General features: G+C 64.8%; 25 protein-coding genes. 20 read left to right on the top strand and 5 right to left on the bottom strand.

Features of this window, described 5'->3' with window-relative positions:
* Positions 1 to 89 precede the first annotated feature (89 nt).
* Genes V3C85_RS04345 through V3C85_RS04370 form a run of 6 tightly spaced genes read left to right on the top strand, consistent with a single transcriptional unit; the run spans position 90 to position 4,060 of the window.
* Positions 90 to 542, top strand: coding sequence for a hypothetical protein (locus V3C85_RS04345; protein ID WP_331793847.1), 453 nt, complete (start codon positions 90 to 92; stop codon positions 540 to 542).
* Positions 539 to 1,099: a hypothetical protein gene (locus V3C85_RS04350; protein WP_331793848.1), complete on the top strand. Its 561-nt coding sequence runs from the start codon at positions 539 to 541 to the stop codon at positions 1,097 to 1,099. The genes V3C85_RS04345 and V3C85_RS04350 overlap by 4 nt, the downstream gene beginning before the upstream one ends.
* A complete protein-coding gene (locus V3C85_RS04355) occupies positions 1,096 to 1,665 on the top strand; it encodes an aspartate carbamoyltransferase catalytic subunit (protein WP_331793849.1) in 570 nt (189 codons plus the stop codon). The genes V3C85_RS04350 and V3C85_RS04355 overlap by 4 nt, the downstream gene beginning before the upstream one ends.
* Complete coding sequence (pyrC, locus tag V3C85_RS04360; RefSeq protein WP_331793850.1) at positions 1,662 to 2,939, top strand: dihydroorotase; 1,278 nt, start codon at positions 1,662 to 1,664, stop codon at positions 2,937 to 2,939. The genes V3C85_RS04355 and pyrC overlap by 4 nt, the downstream gene beginning before the upstream one ends.
* A 3-nt stretch (positions 2,940 to 2,942) precedes the next feature.
* Positions 2,943 to 3,548: a glycerol-3-phosphate 1-O-acyltransferase PlsY gene (gene plsY / locus V3C85_RS04365; protein ID WP_331793851.1), complete on the top strand. Its 606-nt coding sequence runs from the start codon at positions 2,943 to 2,945 to the stop codon at positions 3,546 to 3,548.
* Positions 3,545 to 4,060 (top strand): hypothetical protein, encoded by a 516-nt coding sequence (locus tag V3C85_RS04370; protein ID WP_331793852.1) that lies wholly within the window; start codon positions 3,545 to 3,547, stop codon positions 4,058 to 4,060. The genes plsY and V3C85_RS04370 overlap by 4 nt, the downstream gene beginning before the upstream one ends.
* A gap of 105 nt (positions 4,061 to 4,165) precedes the next feature.
* On the opposite strand, the gene V3C85_RS04375 is transcribed toward V3C85_RS04370, so the two are convergent.
* The 3 genes from V3C85_RS04375 to V3C85_RS04385 all read right to left on the bottom strand — a co-directional run bounded on the left by V3C85_RS04375 (position 4,166) and on the right by V3C85_RS04385 (position 6,897).
* Positions 4,166 to 5,512, bottom strand: a complete 1,347-nt coding sequence (locus V3C85_RS04375) for a glutamate--cysteine ligase (protein WP_331793853.1) — start codon at positions 5,510 to 5,512, stop codon at positions 4,166 to 4,168.
* A gap of 117 nt (positions 5,513 to 5,629) precedes the next feature.
* A complete protein-coding gene (locus V3C85_RS04380) occupies positions 5,630 to 6,175 on the bottom strand; it encodes a hypothetical protein (protein WP_331793854.1) in 546 nt (181 codons plus the stop codon).
* On the bottom strand, positions 6,172 to 6,897 hold the full coding sequence (locus tag V3C85_RS04385; RefSeq protein WP_331793855.1) for a 16S rRNA (uracil(1498)-N(3))-methyltransferase: 726 nt from the start codon (positions 6,895 to 6,897) through the stop codon (positions 6,172 to 6,174). The genes V3C85_RS04380 and V3C85_RS04385 overlap by 4 nt, the downstream gene beginning before the upstream one ends.
* Positions 6,898 to 7,136: 239 nt before the next feature.
* Between V3C85_RS04385 and V3C85_RS04390 the strand changes: the two genes are divergently transcribed.
* From V3C85_RS04390 to V3C85_RS04445, 12 genes are all read left to right on the top strand, one after another.
* Positions 7,137 to 8,003 (top strand): FAD binding domain-containing protein, encoded by an 867-nt coding sequence (locus V3C85_RS04390; RefSeq protein ID WP_331793856.1) that lies wholly within the window; start codon positions 7,137 to 7,139, stop codon positions 8,001 to 8,003.
* A complete protein-coding gene (locus V3C85_RS04395) occupies positions 8,000 to 8,476 on the top strand; it encodes a (2Fe-2S)-binding protein (protein WP_331793857.1) in 477 nt (158 codons plus the stop codon). Before V3C85_RS04390 ends, V3C85_RS04395 begins: the two co-directional genes overlap by 4 nt.
* A complete protein-coding gene (locus V3C85_RS04400) occupies positions 8,476 to 10,728 on the top strand; it encodes a xanthine dehydrogenase family protein molybdopterin-binding subunit (protein WP_331793858.1) in 2,253 nt (750 codons plus the stop codon). The genes V3C85_RS04395 and V3C85_RS04400 overlap by 1 nt, the downstream gene beginning before the upstream one ends.
* Before the next feature lie 3 nt (positions 10,729 to 10,731).
* Entirely contained in the window at positions 10,732 to 10,977 is a 246-nt protein-coding gene (locus V3C85_RS04405; RefSeq protein ID WP_331793859.1) for a MoaD/ThiS family protein, read from the top strand.
* A gap of 128 nt (positions 10,978 to 11,105) precedes the next feature.
* Positions 11,106 to 11,444: a DUF2946 family protein gene (locus V3C85_RS04410; protein ID WP_331793860.1), complete on the top strand. Its 339-nt coding sequence runs from the start codon at positions 11,106 to 11,108 to the stop codon at positions 11,442 to 11,444.
* 71 nt (positions 11,445 to 11,515) lie between these two features.
* Positions 11,516 to 12,349, top strand: a complete 834-nt coding sequence (locus V3C85_RS04415) for an MbnP family copper-binding protein (protein WP_331793861.1) — start codon at positions 11,516 to 11,518, stop codon at positions 12,347 to 12,349.
* 3 nt (positions 12,350 to 12,352) lie between these two features.
* Positions 12,353 to 13,522, top strand: a complete 1,170-nt coding sequence (locus V3C85_RS04420) for an MbnH family di-heme enzyme (protein ID WP_331793862.1) — start codon at positions 12,353 to 12,355, stop codon at positions 13,520 to 13,522.
* 145 nt (positions 13,523 to 13,667) lie between these two features.
* On the top strand, positions 13,668 to 14,540 hold the full coding sequence (locus V3C85_RS04425) for a copper uptake system-associated protein (protein WP_331793863.1): 873 nt from the start codon (positions 13,668 to 13,670) through the stop codon (positions 14,538 to 14,540).
* Positions 14,541 to 14,724: 184 nt separating this feature from the next.
* Positions 14,725 to 15,696 carry a 4-hydroxybenzoate octaprenyltransferase gene (ubiA, locus tag V3C85_RS04430; protein WP_331793864.1) on the top strand — a complete coding sequence of 324 codons (972 nt, stop codon included), beginning with the start codon at positions 14,725 to 14,727 and terminating at the stop codon, positions 15,694 to 15,696.
* Positions 15,697 to 15,779: 83 nt separating this feature from the next.
* Entirely contained in the window at positions 15,780 to 17,804 is a 2,025-nt protein-coding gene (locus tag V3C85_RS04435) for an OmpA family protein (RefSeq protein WP_331793865.1), read from the top strand.
* A 30-nt stretch (positions 17,805 to 17,834) separates the two neighbouring features.
* Positions 17,835 to 18,164 carry a hypothetical protein gene (locus V3C85_RS04440; protein WP_331793866.1) on the top strand — a complete coding sequence of 110 codons (330 nt, stop codon included), beginning with the start codon at positions 17,835 to 17,837 and terminating at the stop codon, positions 18,162 to 18,164.
* An 84-nt stretch (positions 18,165 to 18,248) separates the two neighbouring features.
* Positions 18,249 to 18,830 (top strand): hypothetical protein, encoded by a 582-nt coding sequence (locus tag V3C85_RS04445; RefSeq protein ID WP_331793867.1) that lies wholly within the window; start codon positions 18,249 to 18,251, stop codon positions 18,828 to 18,830.
* Positions 18,831 to 18,875: 45 nt separating this feature from the next.
* On the opposite strand, the gene V3C85_RS04450 is transcribed toward V3C85_RS04445, so the two are convergent.
* On the bottom strand, positions 18,876 to 19,664 hold the full coding sequence (locus V3C85_RS04450) for an alpha/beta hydrolase (RefSeq protein ID WP_331793868.1): 789 nt from the start codon (positions 19,662 to 19,664) through the stop codon (positions 18,876 to 18,878).
* Between the two features lie 106 nt (positions 19,665 to 19,770).
* Here V3C85_RS04450 and V3C85_RS04455 point away from each other — a divergent pair, with 106 nt between their 5' ends.
* Both V3C85_RS04455 and yghU read left to right on the top strand, forming a co-directional pair.
* A complete protein-coding gene (locus V3C85_RS04455) occupies positions 19,771 to 21,249 on the top strand; it encodes an NAD-dependent succinate-semialdehyde dehydrogenase (RefSeq protein WP_331793869.1) in 1,479 nt (492 codons plus the stop codon).
* Between the two features lie 223 nt (positions 21,250 to 21,472).
* Entirely contained in the window at positions 21,473 to 22,327 is an 855-nt protein-coding gene (gene yghU / locus V3C85_RS04460) for a glutathione-dependent disulfide-bond oxidoreductase (RefSeq protein WP_331793870.1), read from the top strand.
* A gap of 95 nt (positions 22,328 to 22,422) precedes the next feature.
* Here yghU and V3C85_RS04465 read toward each other — a convergent pair.
* On the bottom strand, positions 22,423 to 22,555 hold a 133-nt coding region (locus V3C85_RS04465), incomplete at its 5' end, for an Lrp/AsnC ligand binding domain-containing protein (protein WP_331792946.1).

A 22,555-nucleotide genomic window follows, 5' to 3' on the forward strand; every position in this document is an offset into this window, starting at 1 on the left:
GGAAATGCGTCAGGGCGGCATGGTGGCCGTGGCCGTTCTGGTCTTCATCTTCGCCTTCACCGCCGCCTTCATCTGGATCGCCTAGGGCCATGTCGCAGATCGAACCCGACAGCATCCTGCAACGCCACCTGACCCCCGATCCGGGCGAACCGGTGTTGGCCGAGTTTCGCGCCGACCGGGCGATCTATTGGAAAGGCCATGTCATCATGGCCGTGGTCCTTGGCACGCTGGCGGGGTTGACCCTTGTCTATCTGGGCAATCCCTACCCTGTCATGGGGCCGGTGGGCGCGGCCCTTGCCATCGCCGGGCGCGGGGCCTTTCTCGCGTCCGAGGCGCTGTCGGATGTCTGGGCGCTGACCGACCGCCGCTTGCTGGGCCCCTCGGCCCGGTCGATCCCGCTGGCGCAGATCACCATCGCCCGCCCGTTTCTGGGCAGCGTGCAGATCGTCACCCGCGGCGGGGACAAGCACCTGATCAAATATCTTGCCAATCCCGAAACCGTGGCCGACCGCATCCGCAGCGCCGCCGGGATCACCCCATGACCGATGCGGCGCAGGATCACGGCCTGTCGGTGCCCGCGCATGAACTGGGCGTCCTGCGCCTGTTCGCGCTGGACCCAGACGCCCCCACCCTTGCCGCCCTGCGCCCGCCGCACCAACTGGAGGCAGGCCAGCTTGCCCCGCTTCTGGGCCTGTCCACCCTGCGAGAGGGGCAGGCCGAACGCTTTGCCATCAACGATCTGGGCGATTTCACCCTGACCGAGTTTTTGCGCATTGCCCATGACATCCGCAGCGATGAGCTGGCCCCGCATCAACCCCTGCTCGACAGCCTGAAGGGCCATGTGCTGGCGCTGCATTCGCCTGCCTTTTCCGGCGCGGCCACCCGGCTGACACCGGCACCCGGCCTGCGCTTTCTGGGTGCGTTCCGCCGCAACGACGCGCCCCCCGCGCCCCTGTCTCTGCCCGCCACCGAAAAAGACGAAACGCTGTCGCCCCCCCTCTCTGCCCCCAGCCGGCGCGGCAGCGGGCTTGCCATCCTGACCGCCGTTGCCCTGCTCCTCGCACTGGGGCTGGCCCTGCTTTTGTGGGGCAAGGCATGACTGCGCCCCCCCCAGGATGGGACGGCCTGCTGGACCCGGGCGAGCAGATCCTGTGGCAGGGCCAACCCGACGGCCGCTTTCGCTTTGGCCCCGCCCATGCCGTGCTGGCCGCCTTTGGCGCGGTCTTTGCGGGCTTTGCGCTGGTCTGGATGATCCTTGCCGCACAAGCCGGTGGCCTGTTCTGGACCTTTGGTCTGATCCATTTCTCGGTCGGCCTTGCCATCATGCTGGGCGGCCCCTTGGCCGGCCCCTTCGTCCGCCGCCGCACCTGGTATACGCTGACCGACCACCGCGCCTTTATCGCCACCCACTTGCCGCTTCAGGGCAAGCGGCTGAAATCCTATCCCATCACCGCCACCACCCCGATCACCTTTGCCGAAGGCGATGTCTCAACCATCCACTTCGCCACCGAGCAAACGCGCACCAAACGCGGCCTGCGTCAGGTGCCCGTCGGCTTTGACCAGATCCCCGAGGGCCGCAAGGTGCTGGCCCTGATCCGGCAGGTGCAGGCCCGATCGGCCCCCACCACGCCCCCCAAGACGATCCCCGAACAGGATATCCGATGACCCCGATTTTCCTCGACAACATCCGCCTGATCGACCCGCAGGCCGACAGCGTGACCGAAACCACCGTCGTGCTGAACGCAGGCGTGATCGCCGCCATCGGCGCGGCCTCGGCCCCCAAGGGCGCCACCGTGATCGACGGGCGCGGCGCCTGCCTTGCCCCCGGCATTGTCGATCTGGGGGTGAAAATCGGCGAACCGGGCGAACGCCACACCGAATCCTTCCGCTCGGCGGGGCTGGCCGCAGCGGCAGGCGGCGTCACCACCATCATCGCCCGCCCCGACACCCACCCCGCCATCGACACGCCCGAAGTGCTGGAATTCGTCACCCGCCGCGCGGCCGAAGCCAGCCCGGTCCGCATCCGCCACATGGCCGCCCTGACCAAAGGCCGCGAGGGGCGCGAGATGACCGAGATCGGCTTTCTGCTGGATGCGGGCGCCATCGCCTTTACCGATGCCCCCGCCGTCGTCACCGACACCAAGGTTCTGTCCCGTGCGCTGACCTATGCCCGCAGCCTTGGCGCGCTGGTCATCGGCCACCCGCAAGAACCGGGCCTGTCAAAAGGCGCCGCCGCCACCAGCGGCAAATTCGCCTCGCTGCGTGGTATTCCCGCCGCCCATCCGATGGCCGAGCGCATCGGGCTTGATCGCGACATCGGCCTGATCGAGATGACCGGCGCGCGCTATCACGCCGACCAGATCACCACCGCCCGCAGCCTGCCCGCGCTGGACCGCGCCAAGACCAACGGCTTTGACGTCACCGCCGGGGTGTCAATCCACCACCTGACGCTGAACGAACTGGACGTGGGCGATTACCGCACCTTCTTCAAACTCACCCCGCCCCTGCGGTCCGAGGAAGACCGTCTGGCGATGGTCGAGGCCGTGGCCACCGGCCTGATCGACGTGATCGGCAGCTTTCACACCCCCGCCGATGAGGAATCGAAACGCCTGCCCTTTGAAGATGCCGCCAGCGGGGCCGTGGGTCTTGAAACGCTGCTGCCCGCCGCCCTGCGCCTGTTCCACGCGGGCCACCTGACCCTGCCGCAGCTGTTCCGCGCCCTTGCGCTGAACCCCGCCCGCCGCCTTGGCCTGCCACAGGGCACCATCGCCGAAGGTGCGCCCGCCGATCTGGTGCTGTTCACCCCCGACACGCCCTTTGTGCTGGACCGCTTTACCCTGAAATCCAAATCCAAGAACACGCCCTTTGACGGCGCGCGGATGGAAGGTAAGGTTCTGGCCACCTTTGTCGGCGGTCGGCAAGTCTTTGCGGCGGAGTAACCCATGCCCGATTTCACCTCTGCCCCCCTTTTGCTGCTGCTGACAGCCGCGCTGGCCTATCTCTTGGGCTCCATCCCCTTTGGCATCGTCATCACCCGCGCCCTTGGCCTGGGCGATCTGCGCCAGATCGGATCGGGCAATATCGGGGCGACCAATGTGCTGCGCACCGGCAACAAACCCGCAGCCCTTGCCACCCTTGTGCTGGATGCAGGCAAGGGCGGCATCGCCGTTCTGCTGGCCCGCGCCCTTGTCGGCCCCGATGCGGCACAGGTGGCGGCGCTGTTTTCCTTTCTCGGCCATCTCTACCCGGTCTGGCTGGGCTTCAAGGGCGGCAAGGGCGTGGCCACCTTTCTGGGCACGCTTCTGGCCCTTGCTTGGCCCGCGGGCCTTGCCGCCTGCGCCACATGGGCGCTGACCGCCGCCCTCAGCCGCATCTCCTCGCTCTCGGCGCTGGTCGCCGCCGCGCTGTCCCCGGTCTGGCTGGCGCTCTTGGGGTATGAGCAGATGTCGTTTCTGGCGATGGCCCTTGCCGCGCTGATCTTTGTCCGCCATCAGGCCAATATCGCCCGCATCCGCGCTGGCACCGAACCCAGGATCGGCAAGAAATGACCCGTCTTTCCCTCCCACTCGCCCTTACCCTGACGCTTGGCTTGCCCACCGGTGCCATGGCGCTGGACCGCGATCAGGCCATCGCGCTTGGCACCACCGAAAGCCGCACTTGGTGCGCGGGCGAAGGTGGCACCCTTGATCTGCAAGATGTTTCGGCCACCGCCGTCGATCTGACAGGGGATGGCAGCGCCGATGACTGGATCGTGGTTGAAAACTCGGTCTTTTGCGGCCCCGATCTTGGCTATCTCGGCGGCTCGGGCGGGGTGATGCTGCATGCCATCGTGGCCGACAAGGTGCAAAGCTGGCTGGGCGGCGCCTGGGTCGTGCAAGACGTGGCCTTCACGGTCGAGGGCGAAACCCTGCCCCCCACCCGCGTGCTGCTGTTGGGCCTGCACGGGTCAAGCTGCAACAGCTATGGTGCCGCGCCCTGCATGCTGGCCCTGACTTGGGATGGCGAGCGGCTGATCAACTATCAGGACTTCATCCCCGACGAGGACAGCCCGCAGGAGTAATCGTTAACCAACCCTGCCCCCTGCGGGCGTGACCACAGCCGTGGCACGGAAAAACCACGCTAATCCCACGCAAAAACCACCGGCCTTTTGCCCGAAATCAAAGGGTTAAAGGCTGGATGCCGCATAAAGCGGATCAAACGAGTGCTTCCACTCTGTTTCATACAGGTGCAACCAGCGGTCGGCCTGAACCTCACCGCTCTCGATGCTTGCGACCAGGGGGGCCAGATAGGCCTCTTCGCCCAATCCCCGCGCTGCCAGCCCCGCATGCGACAGCGCCACAGCCGCCCGCGCCAGATCCAGCAGCTTGACGCCCCCCGCCTCGCCCTTCAACGCCGAAACCGAGGCCGCAACCCGCAGCCCTTCGCGCGTTTCGGCATCAAAGCCCTTGACCAGATCCCAGGCCGCATCCAGCGCCGTCTGATCATACATCAGCCCCACCCAGAACGCGGGCAAGGCATTGAGATGGCTTTCATTTCCGCAATCCGCGCCGCGCATCTCGATGTATTTCTTGACCCGCGCCTCGGGGAAAACGGTGGTCAGATGATCGGCCCAATCGCTCAGCGTCGGCTTTTCACCGGGCAGCGCGGGCAGCTCGCCACGCAGGAAATCGCGGAACGACTGGCCCAGCGCATTGTGATACACCCCGTCGCGATAAACGAAATACATCGGCACATCCAGAACCCAGTCCACATAGCGCTGAAAGCCGAAACCGTCTTCAAAAACAAAGGGAAGCATCCCGGTGCGGCTGGCATCCAGACCGCGCCAGATGCGCGACCGCCAGCTGCGGTGCCCATTCGGCTTGCCATCAAAGAACGGCGACGAGGCGAACAAGGCCGTCGCCACCGGCTGCAAGGCCAAAGCCACCCGCATCTTGCGGGTCATGTCCGCCTCTGACGCAAAATCCAGATTCACCTGCACCGTCGAGGTGCGATACATCATCTGCGTGCCATGGGTGCCGACCCGCCCCATATAGTCGGTCATCAGCCGATAACGCCCCTTGGGCATGCGCGGCATATCCTCATGCGACCATTCCGGCGGCGCCCCGATCCCCATGAACCGCACGCCCATCGGCCCGGCCACCGCCGCCACTTCCTCCAGATGGTTGCGCAATTCAGCCGCGCCTTCATGCAGCGTCACCAGCGGCGCGCCCGACAGTTCAAACTGCCCACCAGGTTCAAGGCTGATGTTCGCACCATTGCGATGCAGGCCAATGACATTCCCGGCCTCGGTCACGGGCGTCCAGCCGAACCTGCCCGCAAGCCCTTGGAAAATAGCAGAAATCGACCGTTCCCCCGCATAGGGCAGCGGGGCCTTGGTATCGGTCAGCCAGCCGAACTTTTCATGCTCTGTGCCAATGCGCCAGGTCTCTTTCGGCTTGCACCCCGATTCCATAAAGCCGGCCAATTGGTCAAAGCTTTCGATCGGCCCACCACCGGATTGAGGGATAGACATGTTTGGCAGGCTCCAGGCTGGGTCGCGTTCAAGGCGTCAAGACCTGTCGCGAAGGGCGGGCCAAGTCAAGACACGGAAATGTAAAAGGCAGCATCCATCACAAAAGGTGATGCCACGTCAGGCCGAAACCACCCCCCGGCCCTTGCGCTGCCAAACCATGCGGTTTTCGGCAAGATCGCCCCGCACCAGCCCCGCCCCACCCTGCCCCGGCATTTCCAAAGCCGCCACCAGATCGGCACTCGACAGGCCCGGCAGGGCGGAAAAGGCATCAAACAACGCCTCGGCCCCCGCGGCCTCCAGCGGCACCAAAAGCGCCTGACCATCGGTCTGCTTCAGCCGCCACATCCGCCGCCCGCGCAGCGTGATCAGGCGGATCTCGGCCAGGTCGGTCAGGCTGACAAACCCGCCAAGTTGCGGCCCCATATAGGAAATCTGCGCCTCATCCACGCTGACAACCCCCGGCGCATCGCCCGTGGCGGCAAAGCGCATGCGGCGCAGACCCAACAGCCCAAGCGCCAGCCCGCCCAGCCCCACCCCGGCCCCGACCGGCACCAGAAGATAGCCCCCCAAGGCCATCAGCCACAGCCCAAGCCCCAAGAGGGCCCCACCCGCCAGCACCTCACGCGCCTGCCAAAGCGCCTCGCGCGCGCCGTCGCGGATCATGCCCAATCCCCACATGCCTGCTGCCAGATGACCATCGCAGCCACCGCTGCGGTTTCGGCCCGCAAGATCCGCGGCCCCAGACGCAGCGGGCGCACAAAGGGCAAGGCGCGCAGCCGGGTTTTCTCCTCATCCGAAAACCCGCCTTCAGGCCCGATCAGAATCGCCGCAGGCACACCCTTTTCCAAGGAATGTGCCGCCATCCCATCGCGGGCCAGGGTTTCATCGGCCCAGAACAGCAGCCGCCCCTCGGGCCAGGTGGCCAACACCCGGTCCAAGGGCTGCATATCGGCCACGTCAGGCACAAAGGTGGCGCCGCATTGTTCGGCGGCCTCGATGGCATGGGCAACCTGCTTGTCCTGCCGCCAGCGTTCGGAATTCGTGAACCGGCTTTGCACCGGCAGCACCCGCCGCGCCCCCAACTCGACGGCCTTTTCGACGATGAAATTGGTGCGGTCCTTCTTGATCGGGCTGAAGATCAGCCACACGTCGGGCGGCAGGCTTTGTGGCCGCGTCTGTTGCTGGCACAGCAGCGCGCCGCGTCTTTTGCCCGCATCCTGCACCACCGCCCGCCATTCACCATCGCGGCCATTGAACAGCAAAACCTCGGTGCCAACGGCCAGCCGCATCACGGCAAACAGGTAATTGGCCTGCTCGGGGCCAACCGCCACGGCCTGCCCCGCCCCCAAGGGTTGATCGACATAAAGCCTGACATGATCAGCCATGCATGTTCTCCAACGTCTGCAGCTTGGCGCCCCAGCACAGCGCGGGCAAACTGCGCGGCCTGCCTAGCATCTGCAAAACCAAAAGTCGAACCCGCGAATGCACAGGGTTTTGGCGCACGGGCAGCCTTGGGGGCGGCAGGCGCGCGTCAAATGGGTTGCGGGCCCTTTCAAGATCGCTCAGGGTTGACGGCGCAACACGGAACCGCACACCCTGTTGCCGAATGGAATGGAGCTGCAAGATGCGATACCACAAGCCCACAAGCTTTGCGGATGCTGCGGCCATCGCCGCCGCAACCACAGGCACGTTGCGTTTTCTGGCCGGGGGCACCGATGTTCTGGTGCAGATGCGCGCAGGCATGGTTCAGCCGGATGATCTGATTGATCTCAAGCATATTCCCGATGTTGACCAGATCAGGCAGACGTCCGACGGGGGCTGGCAGATCGGCGTGGCCGTGCCCGGCATCGTGCTGGGGGCGCATCCGGGGCTGACGCGCGACTGGCCCGGTGTGGTCGAGGGGATGAACCTGGTCGGATCAACCCAGGTGCAGGGCCGGGCCACGCTGGCGGGCAATCTGTGCAACGGCTCGCCCGCAGCGGATTCGGTGCCGGGCATGATCGCCGCAGGCGCCAGGGTGATGGTCACGGGGCCAAACGGTCAGCGCGACATGGCGGTCGAACACATCCCGGCCGGGCCCGGCAAAACCAATCTGGCCAAGGGTGAGGTGATCTCGGCCATCCTCTTGCCCCCACGGGGCAGGCATGGCGGCGACGCCTATTTGCGCTTTATTCCGCGCACCGAGATGGACATTGCGGTGGTCGGTTGCGCCATCAGCCTGCGGCTGGACGGTGACAGGATCACCGAGGCGCGGGTGGCCCTGGGGGCGGTCGCGCCGACCGTGATCCTGTCAGAGGCCGCAGCACAGGCCATCATCGGCACAAACCTGAACGACGCCGCGCTGCATGCCTTGGCACAGGCAGCCGAGGCCAGTACGAAACCGATTTCAGACAAGCGCGGCACCGTTGAATTCCGCACCGAAGTGGCAGGCGTTCTGGCCCGCCGCACCGCCAAGATCGCCTATGACCGGGCGAAAGGACAAGGCAAATGACCAAGATCCATGTGACCACAACCGTCAACGGCGACCCGGTGGAATTTCTCGCCGACCCGCGCGAAACGCTGCTGGATGCGTTGCGCAACCACCTGGACCTGACGGGCACCAAGGAAGGCTGCGGCACCGGCGACTGTGGGGCCTGTTCCGTCACCGTGGACGGCACGCTGGTCTGTTCGTGCCTGATGCTGGCCGCCGAAGCCGACGGCAAGGCGGTTGAAACCATCGAAGGCATGGCCGGCGAGGAGCTGCATCCGCTGCAACGCAAGTTCATCGAACATGCGGCGCTGCAATGCGGCTTTTGCACCCCCGGCATTCTGGTGGCGGCAAAGGCCCTGCTGGAAAGGAACCCCGACCCGACAGATACCGAAATCCGCTTTTGGCTGGCCGGGAACCTGTGCCGCTGCACCGGCTATGACAAGATCATCCGCGCCGTTCAGGACGCGGCGGCAGAAATGCGGGGGGCTGCGTAATGGCACGCGACGAAATCAAGACAGGCTACAAGCTGATCGGCACCCGCCCCAACCGCCCCGATGGGCTGGACAAGGTCACGGGGCGCGCGCGCTATGGGGCAGATTTCTCGCTGCCCGGCATGTTGTGGGCGGCGGTGGTGCGATCCCCCCATGCACATGCGCGGATCAAGAAGATCGACATGTCAAAGGCAATGGCCTTGGCCGGGGTCAAGGCCGTGATCACCCGCGCCGATCTGCCGACGGGCCTGACGGGCGAAGACCTTAACCTGCAAGACAACACGCTGGCCGGGGACAAGGCGCTGTATGATGGGCATGCCGTGGCGGCTGTGGCCGCCACCTCGGCGCTGGTGGCGCAAGATGCCGCACGGCTGATCGAGGTTGAGTATGAAATCCTGCCGCATGTGATTGATGTCGATGCGGCCATGGCACCGCAGGCCCCGGTCATCCGTGAGGGCGTGGCGGATTATTCCGTGCCCGAAGGCATGCACCCCAATGTCTCACGCTATATCGAATTCGGGCATGGCGATGTAGAGGCCGGTTTTGCCGCCGCCGACATCGTGCGCGAACAGACCTACAAGACCGAAGCCACCCATCAGGGCTATATTGAACCGCATGCCTGTGTCGGCCAGATGGGCGAAGACGGGCGCGGCGAGATGTGGGTCTGCACCCAAGGGCATTGGTATATCCGCCGCATGTGCGCCTCGGTTCTGGGGATCGAGGCCGCAAACCTGCGGGTAACACCCTCTGAAATCGGGGGCGGTTTTGGCGGCAAGACGACCATCTTCATGGAACCGCTGGCCTTGGCCCTGTCGAAAAAGGCAGGGGGGCGCCCGGTCAAGCTGGTGATGACCCGATCCGAAGTGCTGCGGGCGACGGGGCCAACGGCTTCGGCCTCGATGGATGTCAAGCTGGGCATGACATCAGATGGCACCATCACGGCGGGCCAGATCTATTTCCGCATGCAGGGCGGGGCCTTCCCCGGCATGTCGCCGATTGGCGAAGCCTTGCCTTGCGCCTTTGCCTGCTATGACATTCCCGCGCTGAGGCATGAAGCAGTGGAAGTGATCGCAAACCGCCCCAAGGCCGCCGCCTATCGGGCACCGGGGTCGCCGATGGCGGCCTTTGCCGTCGAAAGTCTGGTGGATGAGATGTGCCGCGAGCTGAAGCTGGACCCGATCGAGGTGCGGCTGAAGAACGGGGCGCGCAACGGATCAAAATCAAGCTATGGCCCGGTTTACAACGTGATCGGCCTGCAAGAAACGCTAGAGGCGGCCAAGGCCCATCCGAACTACCAGATCCCGCTTGGCCCCAATCAGGGGCGCGGCGTGGCTTCGGGCTTTTGGTTCAACCATGGTGGCGAGACGTCTGTGTCGCTGGCGGTCGGAGAGGACGGCACCGCAACCGTCTCGGTCGGCACACCCGACATCGGCGGCAGCCGCGCGTCACTGGCGCTGATGGTGGCGGAATGCCTGGGCATTGCCTATGAAAATGTGCGGGTGAACATCGTTGAAACCGGCGCTTTGGGGGTGAATGAACCCACCCACGGCAGCCGGGCCACCTTTGCCAGCGGCAAGGCCGCGGTCGCGGCCGCGCGCCAGGCCATTGCCGAGATGTGCCGCCGGGCCGCGGCCGACTGGGGCATTGATCCCGAAGCGGTCGAGTGGAAAGACGGTGCAGCGCATCCTGCCGGGCCAAATGCCGGCAAGTTCCCCCCCATGACCATTGGTGAAATCGGCGCCAAGATGGGTTCAACCGGGGGGCCGATCTCGGGCCACCATGAGGTGACCGCCGAAGGCGTCGGCGCCAGCTTTGGCACCCATGTGGTGGATGTCGAGGTTGACCCGGAAACCGGCCGCACCACGGTGCTGCGCTATCTGGTGGTGCAAGATGCCGGCACGGCGATTCACCCGGCCTATGTCGAAGGGCAGTATCAAGGCGGGGCCGCGCAGGGCATCGGATGGGCGCTGAACGAGGAATATGTCTATGGCCCCGACGGGCGGTTGCAGAATGCGGCGTTTCTTGACTATCGCATCCCCGTCGCCTCAGACCTGCCGATGATCGACACGGTGATCGTCGAGGTGCCAAACCCCGGCCACCCCTATGGCGTGCGGGGCGTGGGCGAAACGGGGATCACCCCGCCGTTGCCCGCCATTGCCGCAGCCGTTGCCGGGGCCACGGGCGCGCGCATCCGCAGCCTGCCGCTGTCGCCGCCCAAGGTGCTGGCCGCGATCAAGGATGCGCGGAAAGGCTAAGGCATGGCCCGCGTTCATCTTTGGGCCAGCCTGCGGCGCTTTGCCGACGGGCTGGACGTGGTAGAGGTCGAGGCCGCAACCGTGGGCCAGATGTTCGACGCCCTGGAAAGGGCGCATCCGGGCCTGGCCCCGGCAATCAATGCGGGGCTGTCGGTCGCGGTGGATGGAGAGATCATCGCCAACAACCGCGCCGCCCCGGTTGCCCCCAACAGCGAGGTCTATCTGCTGCAACGCCTGAAGGGCGGCTAGGCTGCCCCCCACTTGGCGCATGGCACATCCCGCAAGCTGCCCCCGGCGCTAAGATGTATTTGCCTTGGCGTTCCGGTCTGCTATCAGGGCGCATGGGTCAGAGTCTTCTCTTTGCATTCTCAAAGGCCATGATGGTCTTGATGGTGGCGGCAAGCCTCTTGACGGTTGGCTATGCGCACAAACCGGCCCTGTCTGCTGCCGATATCGCAAAGGCCGATTACCTGCTGGGCATGGGGCTGACCTCGGCTGATCTGTGTTCGACGCCCGGTGATGATGGCACAGGCATGGCCATGGGCGATTGCCCGGTATGCCATCTGGCCGCATCCGCCGCGCTGCCCACCCCGATGGACGGCGTGAAAGACATTGAACTGCGCGCGGCGGCGGCGGTGTTCGTGCCCGCCGAGGCCCATGTCTTTGGCCGCAGAACCAACCCCGCCACACCGGCACGGGCACCCCCTCTGGCTTGATCGCCTGACACGTCAACTGATCAATCCAATTTGCCGCGCATCATGCGTGTGCATACCCAAAGGGTAACCCCATGAAATACATCGCTTTCGCCGCGGCTTTGGCCGCCACCCCCGCCATGGCCGATCAGGCCGTTTCCATCAACTTTGCCGCCCAGATCGCGGGCAAGCCGTTTTCCTGCACCGAAACCTACATGGGCCTCGGGGCCAAGGGCACGGCTGTCAAAGGCATCGACTATCGCCTGTTCGTCTCGGGTGCGGCGCTGATCCGCGCCGATGGCACCGCCCAGCCGATCGCGCTTGACCAAGACGGCAAATGGCAGCTGGATGATCTGGCCCTGCTGGATTTCGAAGACGGCACGGGCGGCTGCGCAACCGGCACCGCCGAGATCAACACCACCCTGCGCGGCACCGTGCCCGAGGGTGACTATGTTGGCCTAGGCTTTGCGCTGGCCGTGCCGTTTGATAAAAACCACGGCGACCCCACGCTGGCCCCGGCCCCGCTGAACACCACGGCGATGTTCTGGAACTGGCAGGGCGGCTACCGCTTTGTTCGCATCGACATGGTGCCGGTGGACAAGGCCGCCGATGGGCCAAAGGGCTGGTTCCTGCATCTGGGGTCAACCCAATGCCCGGCGGCCTCAAAGACCGAAGCCCCGACCGCCCCCTGCAAGAACCCCAATCACCTGCCCGTCACCTTTGCGGCCTTTGATCCGGCCACCAATGTGGTGGTGATCGACCCGGCCGCCGTCGTCGCCGACGCGGATCTGACCGTGAACGCGCCCGAAACCTCGCCCGGCTGCATGTCTTTCCCCGGCGATGCCGATTGCGTCTCGGTGATGGGCAAGCTGGGGCAAGCCTATGGCGATCTGCCCGCCGGCCCGCAGCAACTGGTCACGATGCGCTAAGCCATGGGCCGCCTTGCCATTTGGGCGGGCTGCATCGGTGTGGCGGGGCTTGCCCTTGCCACACCCGCGCCCCTGACCGCCGAGCCCTATAGCTGGCCGATCCCGGCGTGGATGCCCCCGCCGCCCGTGCCCGCTGACAATCCGATGACGACGCAAAAGGTCGATCTGGGGCGCCACCTGTTCTACGACGCCCGCCTGTCCGCCGATGGCACGGTGGCCTGTGTGTCCTGCCATGTGCAAGACCGCGCCTTTACCGATGGCCGCGAGGTGCCTGTGGGCATCAACGGCACCTTTGGCATTCGCAATGCGCCGGGTCTGGCCAATGCGGGCTATGTGCCGATGTTGACATGGGCCAACCCGCATATGACCAGCCTTGAGTTTCAGGCGCTGATGCCGCTGTTCGGCGACAACCCCGATGAAATGGGCAACAACGGCCAAGAGGCCGCCTTGTTCGCCCGCTTGGCCGCCGATCCCTATTATGCCACAGCCTTTCCCGACGCCTTTCCCGACAGGCCCGCGCCTGATCTGTTCACCGTCACCCGCGCCCTGGCGGCCTTTCAGCGCAGCCTGATTTCAGTGGACAGCCCCTATGACCGGTTCAAATACTGGGGCGACAAAGACGCGCTGTCCGATGCCGCAAAGCGTGGCGAACAGTTGTTCTTTGACCATCGCTTTGAATGCTATCACTGCCATTCCGGCATCCATTTCACCGAAAACCTGCAAACCAGCCGGTCGGCCTTTGCCGAAACCGGGTTCCACAATACCGGCCTTTATAACATCGATGGGGCCGGGGCCTATCCTGCCAACAACACCGGGCTGATGGAATTGACGGGCGATCCTGCCGATATGGGCAAATTCCGCACGCCCAGCTTGCGCAATGTGGCGCTGACCGCGCCCTATTTCCACGACGGATCGGCCGCAACACTGGACGAGGTGTTGGACCACTACCGCCAAGGCGGGCGCAGCATTGCCACCGGCCCCCATGCCGGGCACGGCGCGACCAGCCCCCTGCGCGATGGCATGATCGTGGGCAACAGCGCCACCAAAGCCGAGATTGCCGACATCATCGCCTTTCTGGAAAGCCTGACGGATACGGGTTTTCTGACCAATCCTGCTTATGCCGACCCTTGGCCCGCAGATCATCCTGCCGTGGCCGACCGGGTGCTGCCATAAGCCCCCCGCTTGAGATGCATGGCCAGAGGCGTCCCACCCCTGCATCTCTGGATGGCCCACGCCCCCATTTCCCGTGGGCAACGGCCTTACCTTCCCCTTCGGCATCCCCGCCGAAGGGGCTTTTCCTTTCACAACGGAGAATTCCATGAACCGCGCCCTTGGTCTTGTCGCTGCCCTCTTGCTGGCCGGCACAGCCTTTGCCCATCCAGGTTCCGCCCACGAGATCGTCATGGGCGATCTGCAGATCATCCATGCCAATATCCCCGCCCCCGCGGGCAGGGCACAGGTTGCCGCCGGTTACATGGCCATTTCAAACGAAGGCGATCATCCCGACAGCCTGATTGGCGTCGAGGTGGGCTTTGCCGCCAAGGCGATGCTGCACACCACCGACTTCAGCGCCGAAGGCGTGGCCAGCATGAAACATGTCCAAGCACTGGAAATCCCGGCCAACGACACTGTGGTGCTGGAACCGGGCGGCTATCACATCATGCTGATGGGCCTGACCCAACCGCTGATCGTGGGCGACATGCTGCCCGCCACCCTGATCTTTGAACAGGCAGGCCGGGTGCAGATCGAATTCATGGTCGACCCGGCCGATGGGTCGGTTGACCATTCCACCATGGATCATTCCTCCATGGGGCACGGCACCCCCGCGCCAACCGCCGCTGCCGACGCCGAAATAGGGGCCCTGCTCAAGGCGCAATTCGACACAGCAGAAACCCCGCTGACCGTGGCCCCGATCACCGTGCAGGGCAATGTCGCCATCGCCGGGTGGGCGCAAGGCGGGCGTGGCGGGCGGGCGTTTCTGCGGCAAGATGACAAGGGCTGGTTTGTCGAACTGTGCTCGGGCGCCAGCCTGATGCTGCCCGCCACACTGCAATCGCTTGGCCTGTCAGCGCCTCAGGCAGGGGCCTTGCTGGCCAGTGCCAAAGCCGCCGAAGCAGCCCTGGCCCCCGAAACCATCGCCCTGTTCGACAGCTTTGACGGCACCATGATCATCGGCCGCAACGGCCACTGACGCCGCGCCGGTCAGGCCGGGGCGACACCCCGGCCCTACAGGGGCGCAGGCCACTTTTGGGCCGGGGCAGGATGCAGCCTCCAGCCCCCAAGCCAAAAAGCACATGACGAACTGTGCCGCAGCGATTAAGAACCGTCGCATTGCCTGCCCATAAGGCCCGGCAGGCGCAGCAACAGGCAGATGCATGACCCAAGATCCCCAAATGCCACAGCCCGCCAGCGGCACCGTTGCCGATGCCGTGCGCGGCAATTGGGTCGATCGCCACGCCCCCCCCGCCCTGCGCCCCTATCTGCGCCTGTCGCGGGCCGACCGGCCCATTGGCACCTGGCTTTTGTTCCTGCCCTGCCTTTGGGGCATCACCCTTGCCGCCGCCGCCGGGGGGGGCTACCGCGCGTGGGATCTGTGGCTGGCCCTGTCTTGCGGCATCGGCGCCTTTCTGATGCGGGGCGCCGGTTGCACCTGGAATGACATCACCGACCGCAAGATCGACGCGGCCGTGGCCCGCACCCGCTCGCGCCCGCTGCCGTCCGGGCAGGTCACCGTCAAGGGCGCGCTGGTCTGGATGGCGCTGCAAGCCCTGATCGCAGCCCTGATCCTGTTCAGCTACAACAGCACCGCGATTGCGCTTGGCATCGGGTCTTTGGCCCTTGTGGCGATCTATCCCTTTGCCAAACGGTTTACCTGGTGGCCGCAGATGTTTCTGGGGCTGGCCTTCAACTGGGGCGCTTTGCTGGCCTGGGCGGCACATGCGGGCCAGATTTCGCCCGCAACCGTCGCACTTTACGCCTCGGGCATCGCCTGGACCCTGTTTTACGACACGATCTACGCCCATCAGGACAAGGAAGATGATGCGCTGATCGGCGTGAAATCAACCGCACGTCTCTTTGCCGAAAACTCTCGCTGGTGGCTGCGGCTGTTTCTGATGCTGACCGTGGCCCTGATGGGGCTGGCGGTGGTGCTGGCGCTGGTGCCGCAAAAGAACCCGTTGCAACTGGTGGTCGGGCTGGCCGCCGCCTGGGGCATGGGGCTGCATATGGCCCGCCAGATGGCCCGGCTTGATCTCGACAGCCCCGATTCCTGCATGCTGACCTTCCGGTCAAATCGCGATGCCGGGCTGATCGCTGGGCTGTTTCTTGCCGCTGCGGCGCTGCTTTGATTGATCCCCGGCTGTCCAGCCCTTACAGGTGATCCACCACAGGAATCCCGCGGCGCCACCGCGGTTAGAACGGACTGCTGCCCTTGCCCAAGCGTATTCTTGCGAAACTGAACACTGGCCTGACGGGCCGGAACCGCAATCTAAGGCAGGTGTTGCTGGCAACGTCGGTCTTTGCCGGGGCCGCCGTGCTGGCCGGGCTGGCCGCTTGGGCCTCTGCCGTCGCCGTCGAATCGCGCACGACCGAGGCTGTGCGCACCCGTCTGGTTCAGGCCGATATCTTGTGGGCCACCGTGTCGGCCGATGGCTTGCAACTGCTGCTCACGGGCACCGCCCCGAATGAGGCCGCCCGCTTTCGCGCCGTCAATCTGGCGGGCAGCGTGATCGACGCCAGCCGCGTGCGTGACCTGCTGGATGTCACCCCCGTCAAGGCGATCGAGGCGCCGCAGTTTTCGGTGGAAATCCTGCGCAATGACGACGGAATTCAGCTGATCGGCCTTTTGCCCAAAACCAACGACCCCAAAGAGGTGATCGCCCAGGCCGAGGCGCTGAACACCGGCACCGGTGTGTCGAACATGCTGGAAACCGCCAATTACGCCGCGCCCGACGGCTGGGATGCCGCCTTTGCCTATGGCGTGCAGGCCATGCAGATGCTGCCGCGCTCCAAGATCTCGATTTCCGCGACCCAGGTGGAAATCCGCGCCATCGCCGACAGCCCCGATCAGCAGCGCCGCTTTGAATCCGAACTGGCCCGCATGCGCCCCGATGGCCTTGCAACCGTGATCGACATTTCGGCCCCCCGCCCGGTGCTGACACCCTTTACCCTGCGCTTTGTCAAAGATGCCGAAGGCGCGCGCTTTGATGCCTGTTCGGCCGATACCGACCGCGCCCGCGAAACCATTCTGGCGGCAGGTGTGGCGGCGGGCATGGTGGGGCGCGGCACCTGCACGGTCGGCCTTGGCGTGCCCTCGCCCTCATGGGCCGAGGCTGTGCGGCAGGGCATTTCGGCGGTGAACGAACTGGGCGCCGCCACCATCACCTTCTCGGATGCCGATGTGTCGCTTGAGGCCGCCAATACCGTGGGTCAGTCCGATTTTGACCGGGTGGTGGGGGAATTGCAGGCCCGCCTGCCCGAAGTGTTTTCACTGACCGCCACGCTGGAACGCAAAACCGATGCCAGTGCCGGCCCCGCCGAATTCACCGCCCGTCTGTCGCCCGAAGGCGCGGTCGAGCTGCGTGGCCGGCTGACCGACGAACGCCTGCGCGACGCCGTGGCCAGCTTTGCCCAGGCCCGTTTTGGCGTGGGCCGTGTGCAAACCCTGACCCGCCTTGACGCCGAGTTGCCCGATGGCTGGCCCGTGCGCGTGCTGGCCGGGCTAGAGGCTTTGGGCGAAATTGCGCATGGCAGCCTGCTGGTGCGGTCCGATCTGGTGCAGATCGAAGGCGTGACAGGGTCACAAACCGCGCGCGACCGCATTTCGCAAATCCTGTCGGACAAGTTGGGCCAGGGCCAGACCTTCCGCGTTGCCGTGCGCTATGACGAAGAGCTTGATCCGCTGGCCGCCCTGCCCACCCCGCAAGAATGCGCCGAGGATGTGCAAAAGGTTCTGAAAACCCGCAAGATCACCTTCCCGCCCGGTTCCGCCGAAATTGATGGCGCCACCGCTGGCATCATGGACGCTCTGGCCGAGGTGCTGGAAGATTGCCCCGCGATCACCATGGAAATCGCCGGATATACCGACAGCCAAGGGTCTGAAAGTGGCAATCAGGCCCTGTCACAGGCCCGCGCCGAGGCGGTGCTGCTGGCCTTGCAGGGGCGCGGCGTCGATGTCTCGGGCCTTGATGCCCGCGGCTATGGCGAGGCCAACCCGATCGCAGACAACGGCACCGAAGAGGGGCGCGAGGCCAATCGGCGGATCGAGTTCGTCCTGCTGGGCCAACCCGAACCCGTCACCCCCGCGGCTGCGGCCACGCAACCAGACACCGCCGCCACCCCGCCAGCCGATCAGGCCACCGCCACCGCACCAGACTTTTCGGGGGATGACAGCCCTTCTGTCGCACCCACGGAAAAGACCCGCCGCCCCCTTGCGCGCCCGTCGCGGGACGGTTAGGCCTTTCGGATACACAGCTAGGCCCGACGTATGAACCGCACCGAATTCATCATCGTGACCGCGATCATCCTGATGGCCGCTTTTGCCATGGGCTGGTTCTCGCAATGGCTTGTCCATCGCTTTACCCGCGTGGCGGGCGGCGACATGGGCGAGATGGACCGGCTGAGCCAGATGCTGCATGAGGCCGAAGAAACCCGCGATCAGGCCATCATCTATCTGGAACAGCGCGAAGCGGAACTGCTGAACCAGATCGCCCAGACCGAGGCAGAACTGCGCGCCGCCATGGAAGGCCTGCGCGACGCCCGCAGCGAGGCCGAGGAAATGCGCGGCTATATCGAGCGTATGCACGCCAATTCCTGATCTGGAATTCCAGACCTGCAGCCCCCCTTGCGCAAATGAATCAAGGCTTCATACTCGGATCATCATCCACACCGGAGTGTTCTGATGCGCCTTGGATTTGCTGCTGTTCTTCTGTCCCTCGCCACTCTGCCCGCTCTGGCCGACCGCGCCCTTGCCGACGATGTCTCTGACCGGTTGCAAGCCGCAATCGCCGCCAATGACGCGGGCGATCTGAAAACCGCAGGCGCCGAACTTGCCGCTGCCACGCAGGCCATGGCGGCCAAGAAATCCGCCTTGCTGAACGCCGCCCTGCCCGCCGCCCCCCAAGGCTGGACGATGACCGTGAACGAAGAATACACCCAGTCGCTGTCGATGGCTGGTGGCGGCACCGGCACCGAAGCCCGCTATGACGGCCCCGATGGCAGTTATGTGAACGTGACCTATGTGATGGAATCGCCCCTGATGGCGATGATGATGGGCATGTTCGGCAATGCGCAGACCTTGGCCATGTTGGGCAAAACGGTCGAAATTGGCGGGGCCACCTATCTGGATCAGGACAACAGCCTTGTCACCGTTGTTGACAACCGCATCATGATCACCCTCAACGGGGCCGAAACCACCACCTTGCTGCCCTTTGCCCAAGCCATCGACCACACGGGCCTCGCCAAGTTCGATTTGCCCCAATGAATTGGCCCCAGTAAATTTGCCCCAGTAGCTCGGCAAAAGCAGCAGCTACAGCCCACCCAGACAGGCGTCGGTCAAGGCGCTCTCTGCCGTCTCCAGATCGTCGATCACGTCAAAATGGTGCCGGCCCGGTGCCACGGTCCAGGGGCAGGCCCAGTCTTCCGACAAGACCCGCGCCTGCCACAAAAAGGCCGGGCGCTCTTGCCCACCCACCCAGACATGCGCCTGAACCTCGGCCCGCCGGGGCAGCAGACAGGGGCTCTCGGCCCGCGCCTCGGCCAGATCCAGCCGCAGCTTGGCCTTCATCTCGGTCGCCAGCAATGGCCGCAGATCGGCCAGGGGCGAGATCGGCACAACCCGCACCACCGGCGCAGGCCCCTCTGCCGCCGCCATCCGGGCCGCCAGATGGCCCCCGGCGGAATGGCCCGTCACTACCACCGGCCCCGCGATCCGCGCGCTTGCCGCCCGCACTGCCTGCGCCACCTCGGCCGTCATGGCCGAAATCCGCGCCTCGGGCGCCAGCGTGTAAGACGGCATCGCACAGGCCCATCCCCGCGCCACAGCCCCCGCCGCCAGATGCGAAAAATCCGCGCGCCCAAAGGCCAGCCAATAGCCGCCATGCACAAAAACCAGCAGCCCCCGCGCCGTGGTTTCGGGCAAAAACAGATCAAACCGCTGCCGCGCGCCCGGCCCATATGCCAGATCCAGCACGGCCCGCGCCCCAAGCCCGGCGCGAAAGGCCGCCGCCCGCCCAGCCCATCTGGCCGGGTATTCAGCCGCCCCCGCGATGAACGCCCCATTGGCATAATCCCGGTCGGCCTGACTGCGAAATTCCATCCAGAACCCCGTAATTTGATCATAATCTGGCGATAACCCGCCCGTAAAACTGGACAGCGCCCGCCTCGCATGCTTTGCATGACGCAATCCGAAATGGGAGGCCCCAATGCTCGATTCCGTCACCAATCTCGCGTCACTTCTGAAAGACCCGTCGCTGCTGTGCACCAAAGCCTTGGTCGCGGGCGATTGGGTTGATGCCGATGATGGCGCCACCTTCCCCGTCACCAATCCCGCCCGTGGCGATGTGATCTGCCATGTGCCCAACCTTGGCCGCGCCGAAACCGCCCGCGCCATCGACGCCGCCAATGCCGCGATGAAGGATTGGGCCAGCCGCACCGGCAAGGAACGCGCAGCCGTCTTGCGCAAATGGTTCGACCTGATGATGGAAAATCAGGATGATCTGGGCAAGATCCTGACCGCCGAAATGGGCAAACCCCTGGCCGAGGCCAAGGGCGAAGTCGCCTACGGGGCCAGCTTTATCGAATGGTTCGGCGAAGAGGCCAAGCGCATCTACGGCGAAACCATCCCCGGCCATCAGCGCGACAAGCGTATCACCGTGCTGAAACAGCCCATCGGCGTCGTCGGCTCGATCACACCGTGGAACTTCCCCAATGCGATGATCGCCCGCAAGGTCGGCCCGGCCCTTGCCGCAGGTTGCGGCTTTGTCGCCCGGCCCGCCGCCGAAACCCCGCTGTCGGCCCTGGCCATGGGCCTGCTGGGCATGCGCGCGGGCCTGCCCAAGGGCATCTTCTCGGTCATCACTTCGACAAAGTCGTCAGACATCGGCAAGGAATTCTGCGAAAACCATCTGGTGCGCAAACTCACCTTCACCGGCAGCACCGAGGTTGGGCGCATCCTGCTGCGTCAGGCTGCCGATCAGGTGATGAAATGCAGTATGGAACTGGGGGGCAATGCGCCATTCATCGTCTTTGACGATGCCGATCTGGATGCTGCCGTCGCCGGTGCCATGATCTCCAAGTTCCGCAACAACGGCCAGACCTGCGTCTGTGCCAACCGCATCTATGTGCAGGCCGGGGTCTATGATGCCTTTGCCGCCAAGCTGAAAGAGGCGGTCGCAAAGGCCCGCGTCGGCGATGGCCTGTCCGAGGATGTGCAATTCGGCCCGCTGATCAACGAAGCGGCGCTGGAAAAGGTCGAGGAACATCTGAACGACGCCAAGGCCAAGGGCGCTCAGGTTGAAATCGGCGGCGCGCGGCATGAACTGGGCGGCAGCTTTTATCAGCCCACCGTGCTGACGGGCGTGACCGACCAGATGCTGGTCACCACGGAAGAAACCTTTGGCCCGCTGGCGCCGCTGTTCAAATTCGACACCGAAGAAGAGGTGATCGCCAAGGCGAATGCCACGATCTTTGGCCTTGCCTCTTATTTCTACGCCCGCGACATTGGCCGCATCACCCGCGTGCAAGAACAACTGGAATATGGCATCGTCGGCGTGAACACCGGCATCATCTCAACCGAAGTGGCCCCCTTTGGCGGGGTCAAGCAATCGGGCCTTGGCCGCGAAGGCAGCCACCACGGCATGGAAGATTATCTTGAGATGAAATACATCTGTCTGTCCGTCTAAGACAGCAGACAGCTTCTATCACTACCAGACGCCCGGCCCGCAAGGACCGGGCGTTTGACGTGCCACACCGCCGTTTTCTGTTTGTTACAGGCCCGTTTGCTCGCCCACCGCCCCCAGTCTGTGCGCTGGGGCACAGCCTTACCGCTGGTAACTTGCCCCTTCGCCACCTACCTTTCGGCCCGACAGGCCCACAGGGCCAAGCCCGGAACAGAAAGGACAGCGCATGACCGAAAGCTACACCCCCCCCAAGGTCTGGACATGGGACAAGGAAAACGGCGGCGCATGGGCCGGCACCAATCGCCCCATCGCAGGCCCCACCCATGACAAGGCGCTGCCAGTGGGCAAGCACCCGCTGCAACTCTACTCGCTGGCCACGCCCAACGGCGTCAAGGTGACAGTCATGCTGGAAGAACTGCTGGCCCTGGGCCACAAGGGCGCCGACTACGACGCCTGGCTGATCAAGATCGGCGATGGCGATCAATTCGGCTCGGGCTTTGTTGAGGTGAACCCGAATTCCAAGATCCCGGCCCTGATGGATCACTCGGCCACCCCGCCACAGCGGGTGTTTGAATCGGGCAATATCCTGCTGTATCTGGCCGAAAAATTCGACGCGCTGATGCCGAAAGACGCCGCAGGCCGCACCGAATGCCTCTCGTGGCTGTTCTGGCAAATGGGCAGCGCCCCCTATCTGGGCGGCGGCTTTGGCCATTTCTACGCCTATGCACCGTTCAAGATGGAATATCCGATCAACCGCTTTGCCATGGAAACCAAGCGCCAACTCGATGTGCTCGACCGCCATCTGGCAGATCGTGACTGGATGGCGGGCGACAGCTATTCCATCGCCGACATCGCCATCTATGCCTGGTATGGCAATCTGGTGCTGGGCCGCGCCTATAACGCCGCCGAATTCCTCGATGTGACCAGCTACAAGAACGTGCTGCGCTGGGCGCAAACCATTGATGCCCGCCCCGCCGTCATCCGCGGCCGCAAGGTCAACCGTACCTGGGGCGAGCCATGGGAGCAATTGCCCGAGCGTCATGACGCCGCCGATTTCGACGCGCTGCCGGCGCAGCCCTGACGCCCTCGGCCCTTCTCCTGTTCAGAAATATCCTCGGGGGGAAGGGCCTTGGCCCGCCAAGGCCCGCGGGGGGCAGACAGCCCCCCGGCCCGGCGTCAAAAGGCCTTGAAGGTCATGGTGGTCAGCGTCCGGCTGATGCCGGGAATGTCAAACAGCTTTGACGACAGATAATGCCCCACATCCTCATCCTCGGGGATGTAAACCTTGGCGATGAGATCATATTCACCA

Source organism: Pseudotabrizicola sp. L79 (assembly GCF_036553525.1).
Taxonomy (GTDB): domain Bacteria; phylum Pseudomonadota; class Alphaproteobacteria; order Rhodobacterales; family Rhodobacteraceae; genus Pseudotabrizicola.

Bases quoted from the DNA above. Each gene is read 5' to 3' on its own strand.
- V3C85_RS04380 (WP_331793854.1), bottom strand. From the start codon at position 6,175: ATGATCCGCGACGGCGCGCGCGAGGCGCTTTGGCAGGCGCGTGAGGTG.
- V3C85_RS04370 (WP_331793852.1), top strand. From the start codon at position 3,545: ATGACCCGTCTTTCCCTCCCACTCGCCCTTACCCTGACGCTTGGCTTG.
- V3C85_RS04425 (WP_331793863.1), top strand. From the start codon at position 13,668: ATGAACCGCGCCCTTGGTCTTGTCGCTGCCCTCTTGCTGGCCGGCACA.
- V3C85_RS04420 (WP_331793862.1), top strand. From the start codon at position 12,353: ATGGGCCGCCTTGCCATTTGGGCGGGCTGCATCGGTGTGGCGGGGCTT.
- V3C85_RS04390 (WP_331793856.1), top strand. From the start codon at position 7,137: ATGCGATACCACAAGCCCACAAGCTTTGCGGATGCTGCGGCCATCGCC.
- ubiA (WP_331793864.1), top strand. From the start codon at position 14,725: ATGACCCAAGATCCCCAAATGCCACAGCCCGCCAGCGGCACCGTTGCC.
- V3C85_RS04355 (WP_331793849.1), top strand. From the start codon at position 1,096: ATGACTGCGCCCCCCCCAGGATGGGACGGCCTGCTGGACCCGGGCGAG.
- plsY (WP_331793851.1), top strand. From the start codon at position 2,943: ATGCCCGATTTCACCTCTGCCCCCCTTTTGCTGCTGCTGACAGCCGCG.
- V3C85_RS04400 (WP_331793858.1), top strand. From the start codon at position 8,476: ATGGCACGCGACGAAATCAAGACAGGCTACAAGCTGATCGGCACCCGC.
- V3C85_RS04350 (WP_331793848.1), top strand. From the start codon at position 539: ATGACCGATGCGGCGCAGGATCACGGCCTGTCGGTGCCCGCGCATGAA.
- V3C85_RS04445 (WP_331793867.1), top strand. From the start codon at position 18,249: ATGCGCCTTGGATTTGCTGCTGTTCTTCTGTCCCTCGCCACTCTGCCC.
- pyrC (WP_331793850.1), top strand. From the start codon at position 1,662: ATGACCCCGATTTTCCTCGACAACATCCGCCTGATCGACCCGCAGGCC.
- yghU (WP_331793870.1), top strand. From the start codon at position 21,473: ATGACCGAAAGCTACACCCCCCCCAAGGTCTGGACATGGGACAAGGAA.
- V3C85_RS04415 (WP_331793861.1), top strand. From the start codon at position 11,516: ATGAAATACATCGCTTTCGCCGCGGCTTTGGCCGCCACCCCCGCCATG.
- V3C85_RS04385 (WP_331793855.1), bottom strand. From the start codon at position 6,897: ATGGCTGATCATGTCAGGCTTTATGTCGATCAACCCTTGGGGGCGGGG.
- V3C85_RS04410 (WP_331793860.1), top strand. From the start codon at position 11,106: ATGATGGTCTTGATGGTGGCGGCAAGCCTCTTGACGGTTGGCTATGCG.
- V3C85_RS04450 (WP_331793868.1), bottom strand. From the start codon at position 19,664: ATGGAATTTCGCAGTCAGGCCGACCGGGATTATGCCAATGGGGCGTTC.
- V3C85_RS04375 (WP_331793853.1), bottom strand. From the start codon at position 5,512: ATGTCTATCCCTCAATCCGGTGGTGGGCCGATCGAAAGCTTTGACCAA.
- V3C85_RS04395 (WP_331793857.1), top strand. From the start codon at position 8,000: ATGACCAAGATCCATGTGACCACAACCGTCAACGGCGACCCGGTGGAA.
- V3C85_RS04440 (WP_331793866.1), top strand. From the start codon at position 17,835: ATGAACCGCACCGAATTCATCATCGTGACCGCGATCATCCTGATGGCC.
- V3C85_RS04345 (WP_331793847.1), top strand. From the start codon at position 90: ATGTCGCAGATCGAACCCGACAGCATCCTGCAACGCCACCTGACCCCC.
- V3C85_RS04455 (WP_331793869.1), top strand. From the start codon at position 19,771: ATGCTCGATTCCGTCACCAATCTCGCGTCACTTCTGAAAGACCCGTCG.
- V3C85_RS04405 (WP_331793859.1), top strand. From the start codon at position 10,732: ATGGCCCGCGTTCATCTTTGGGCCAGCCTGCGGCGCTTTGCCGACGGG.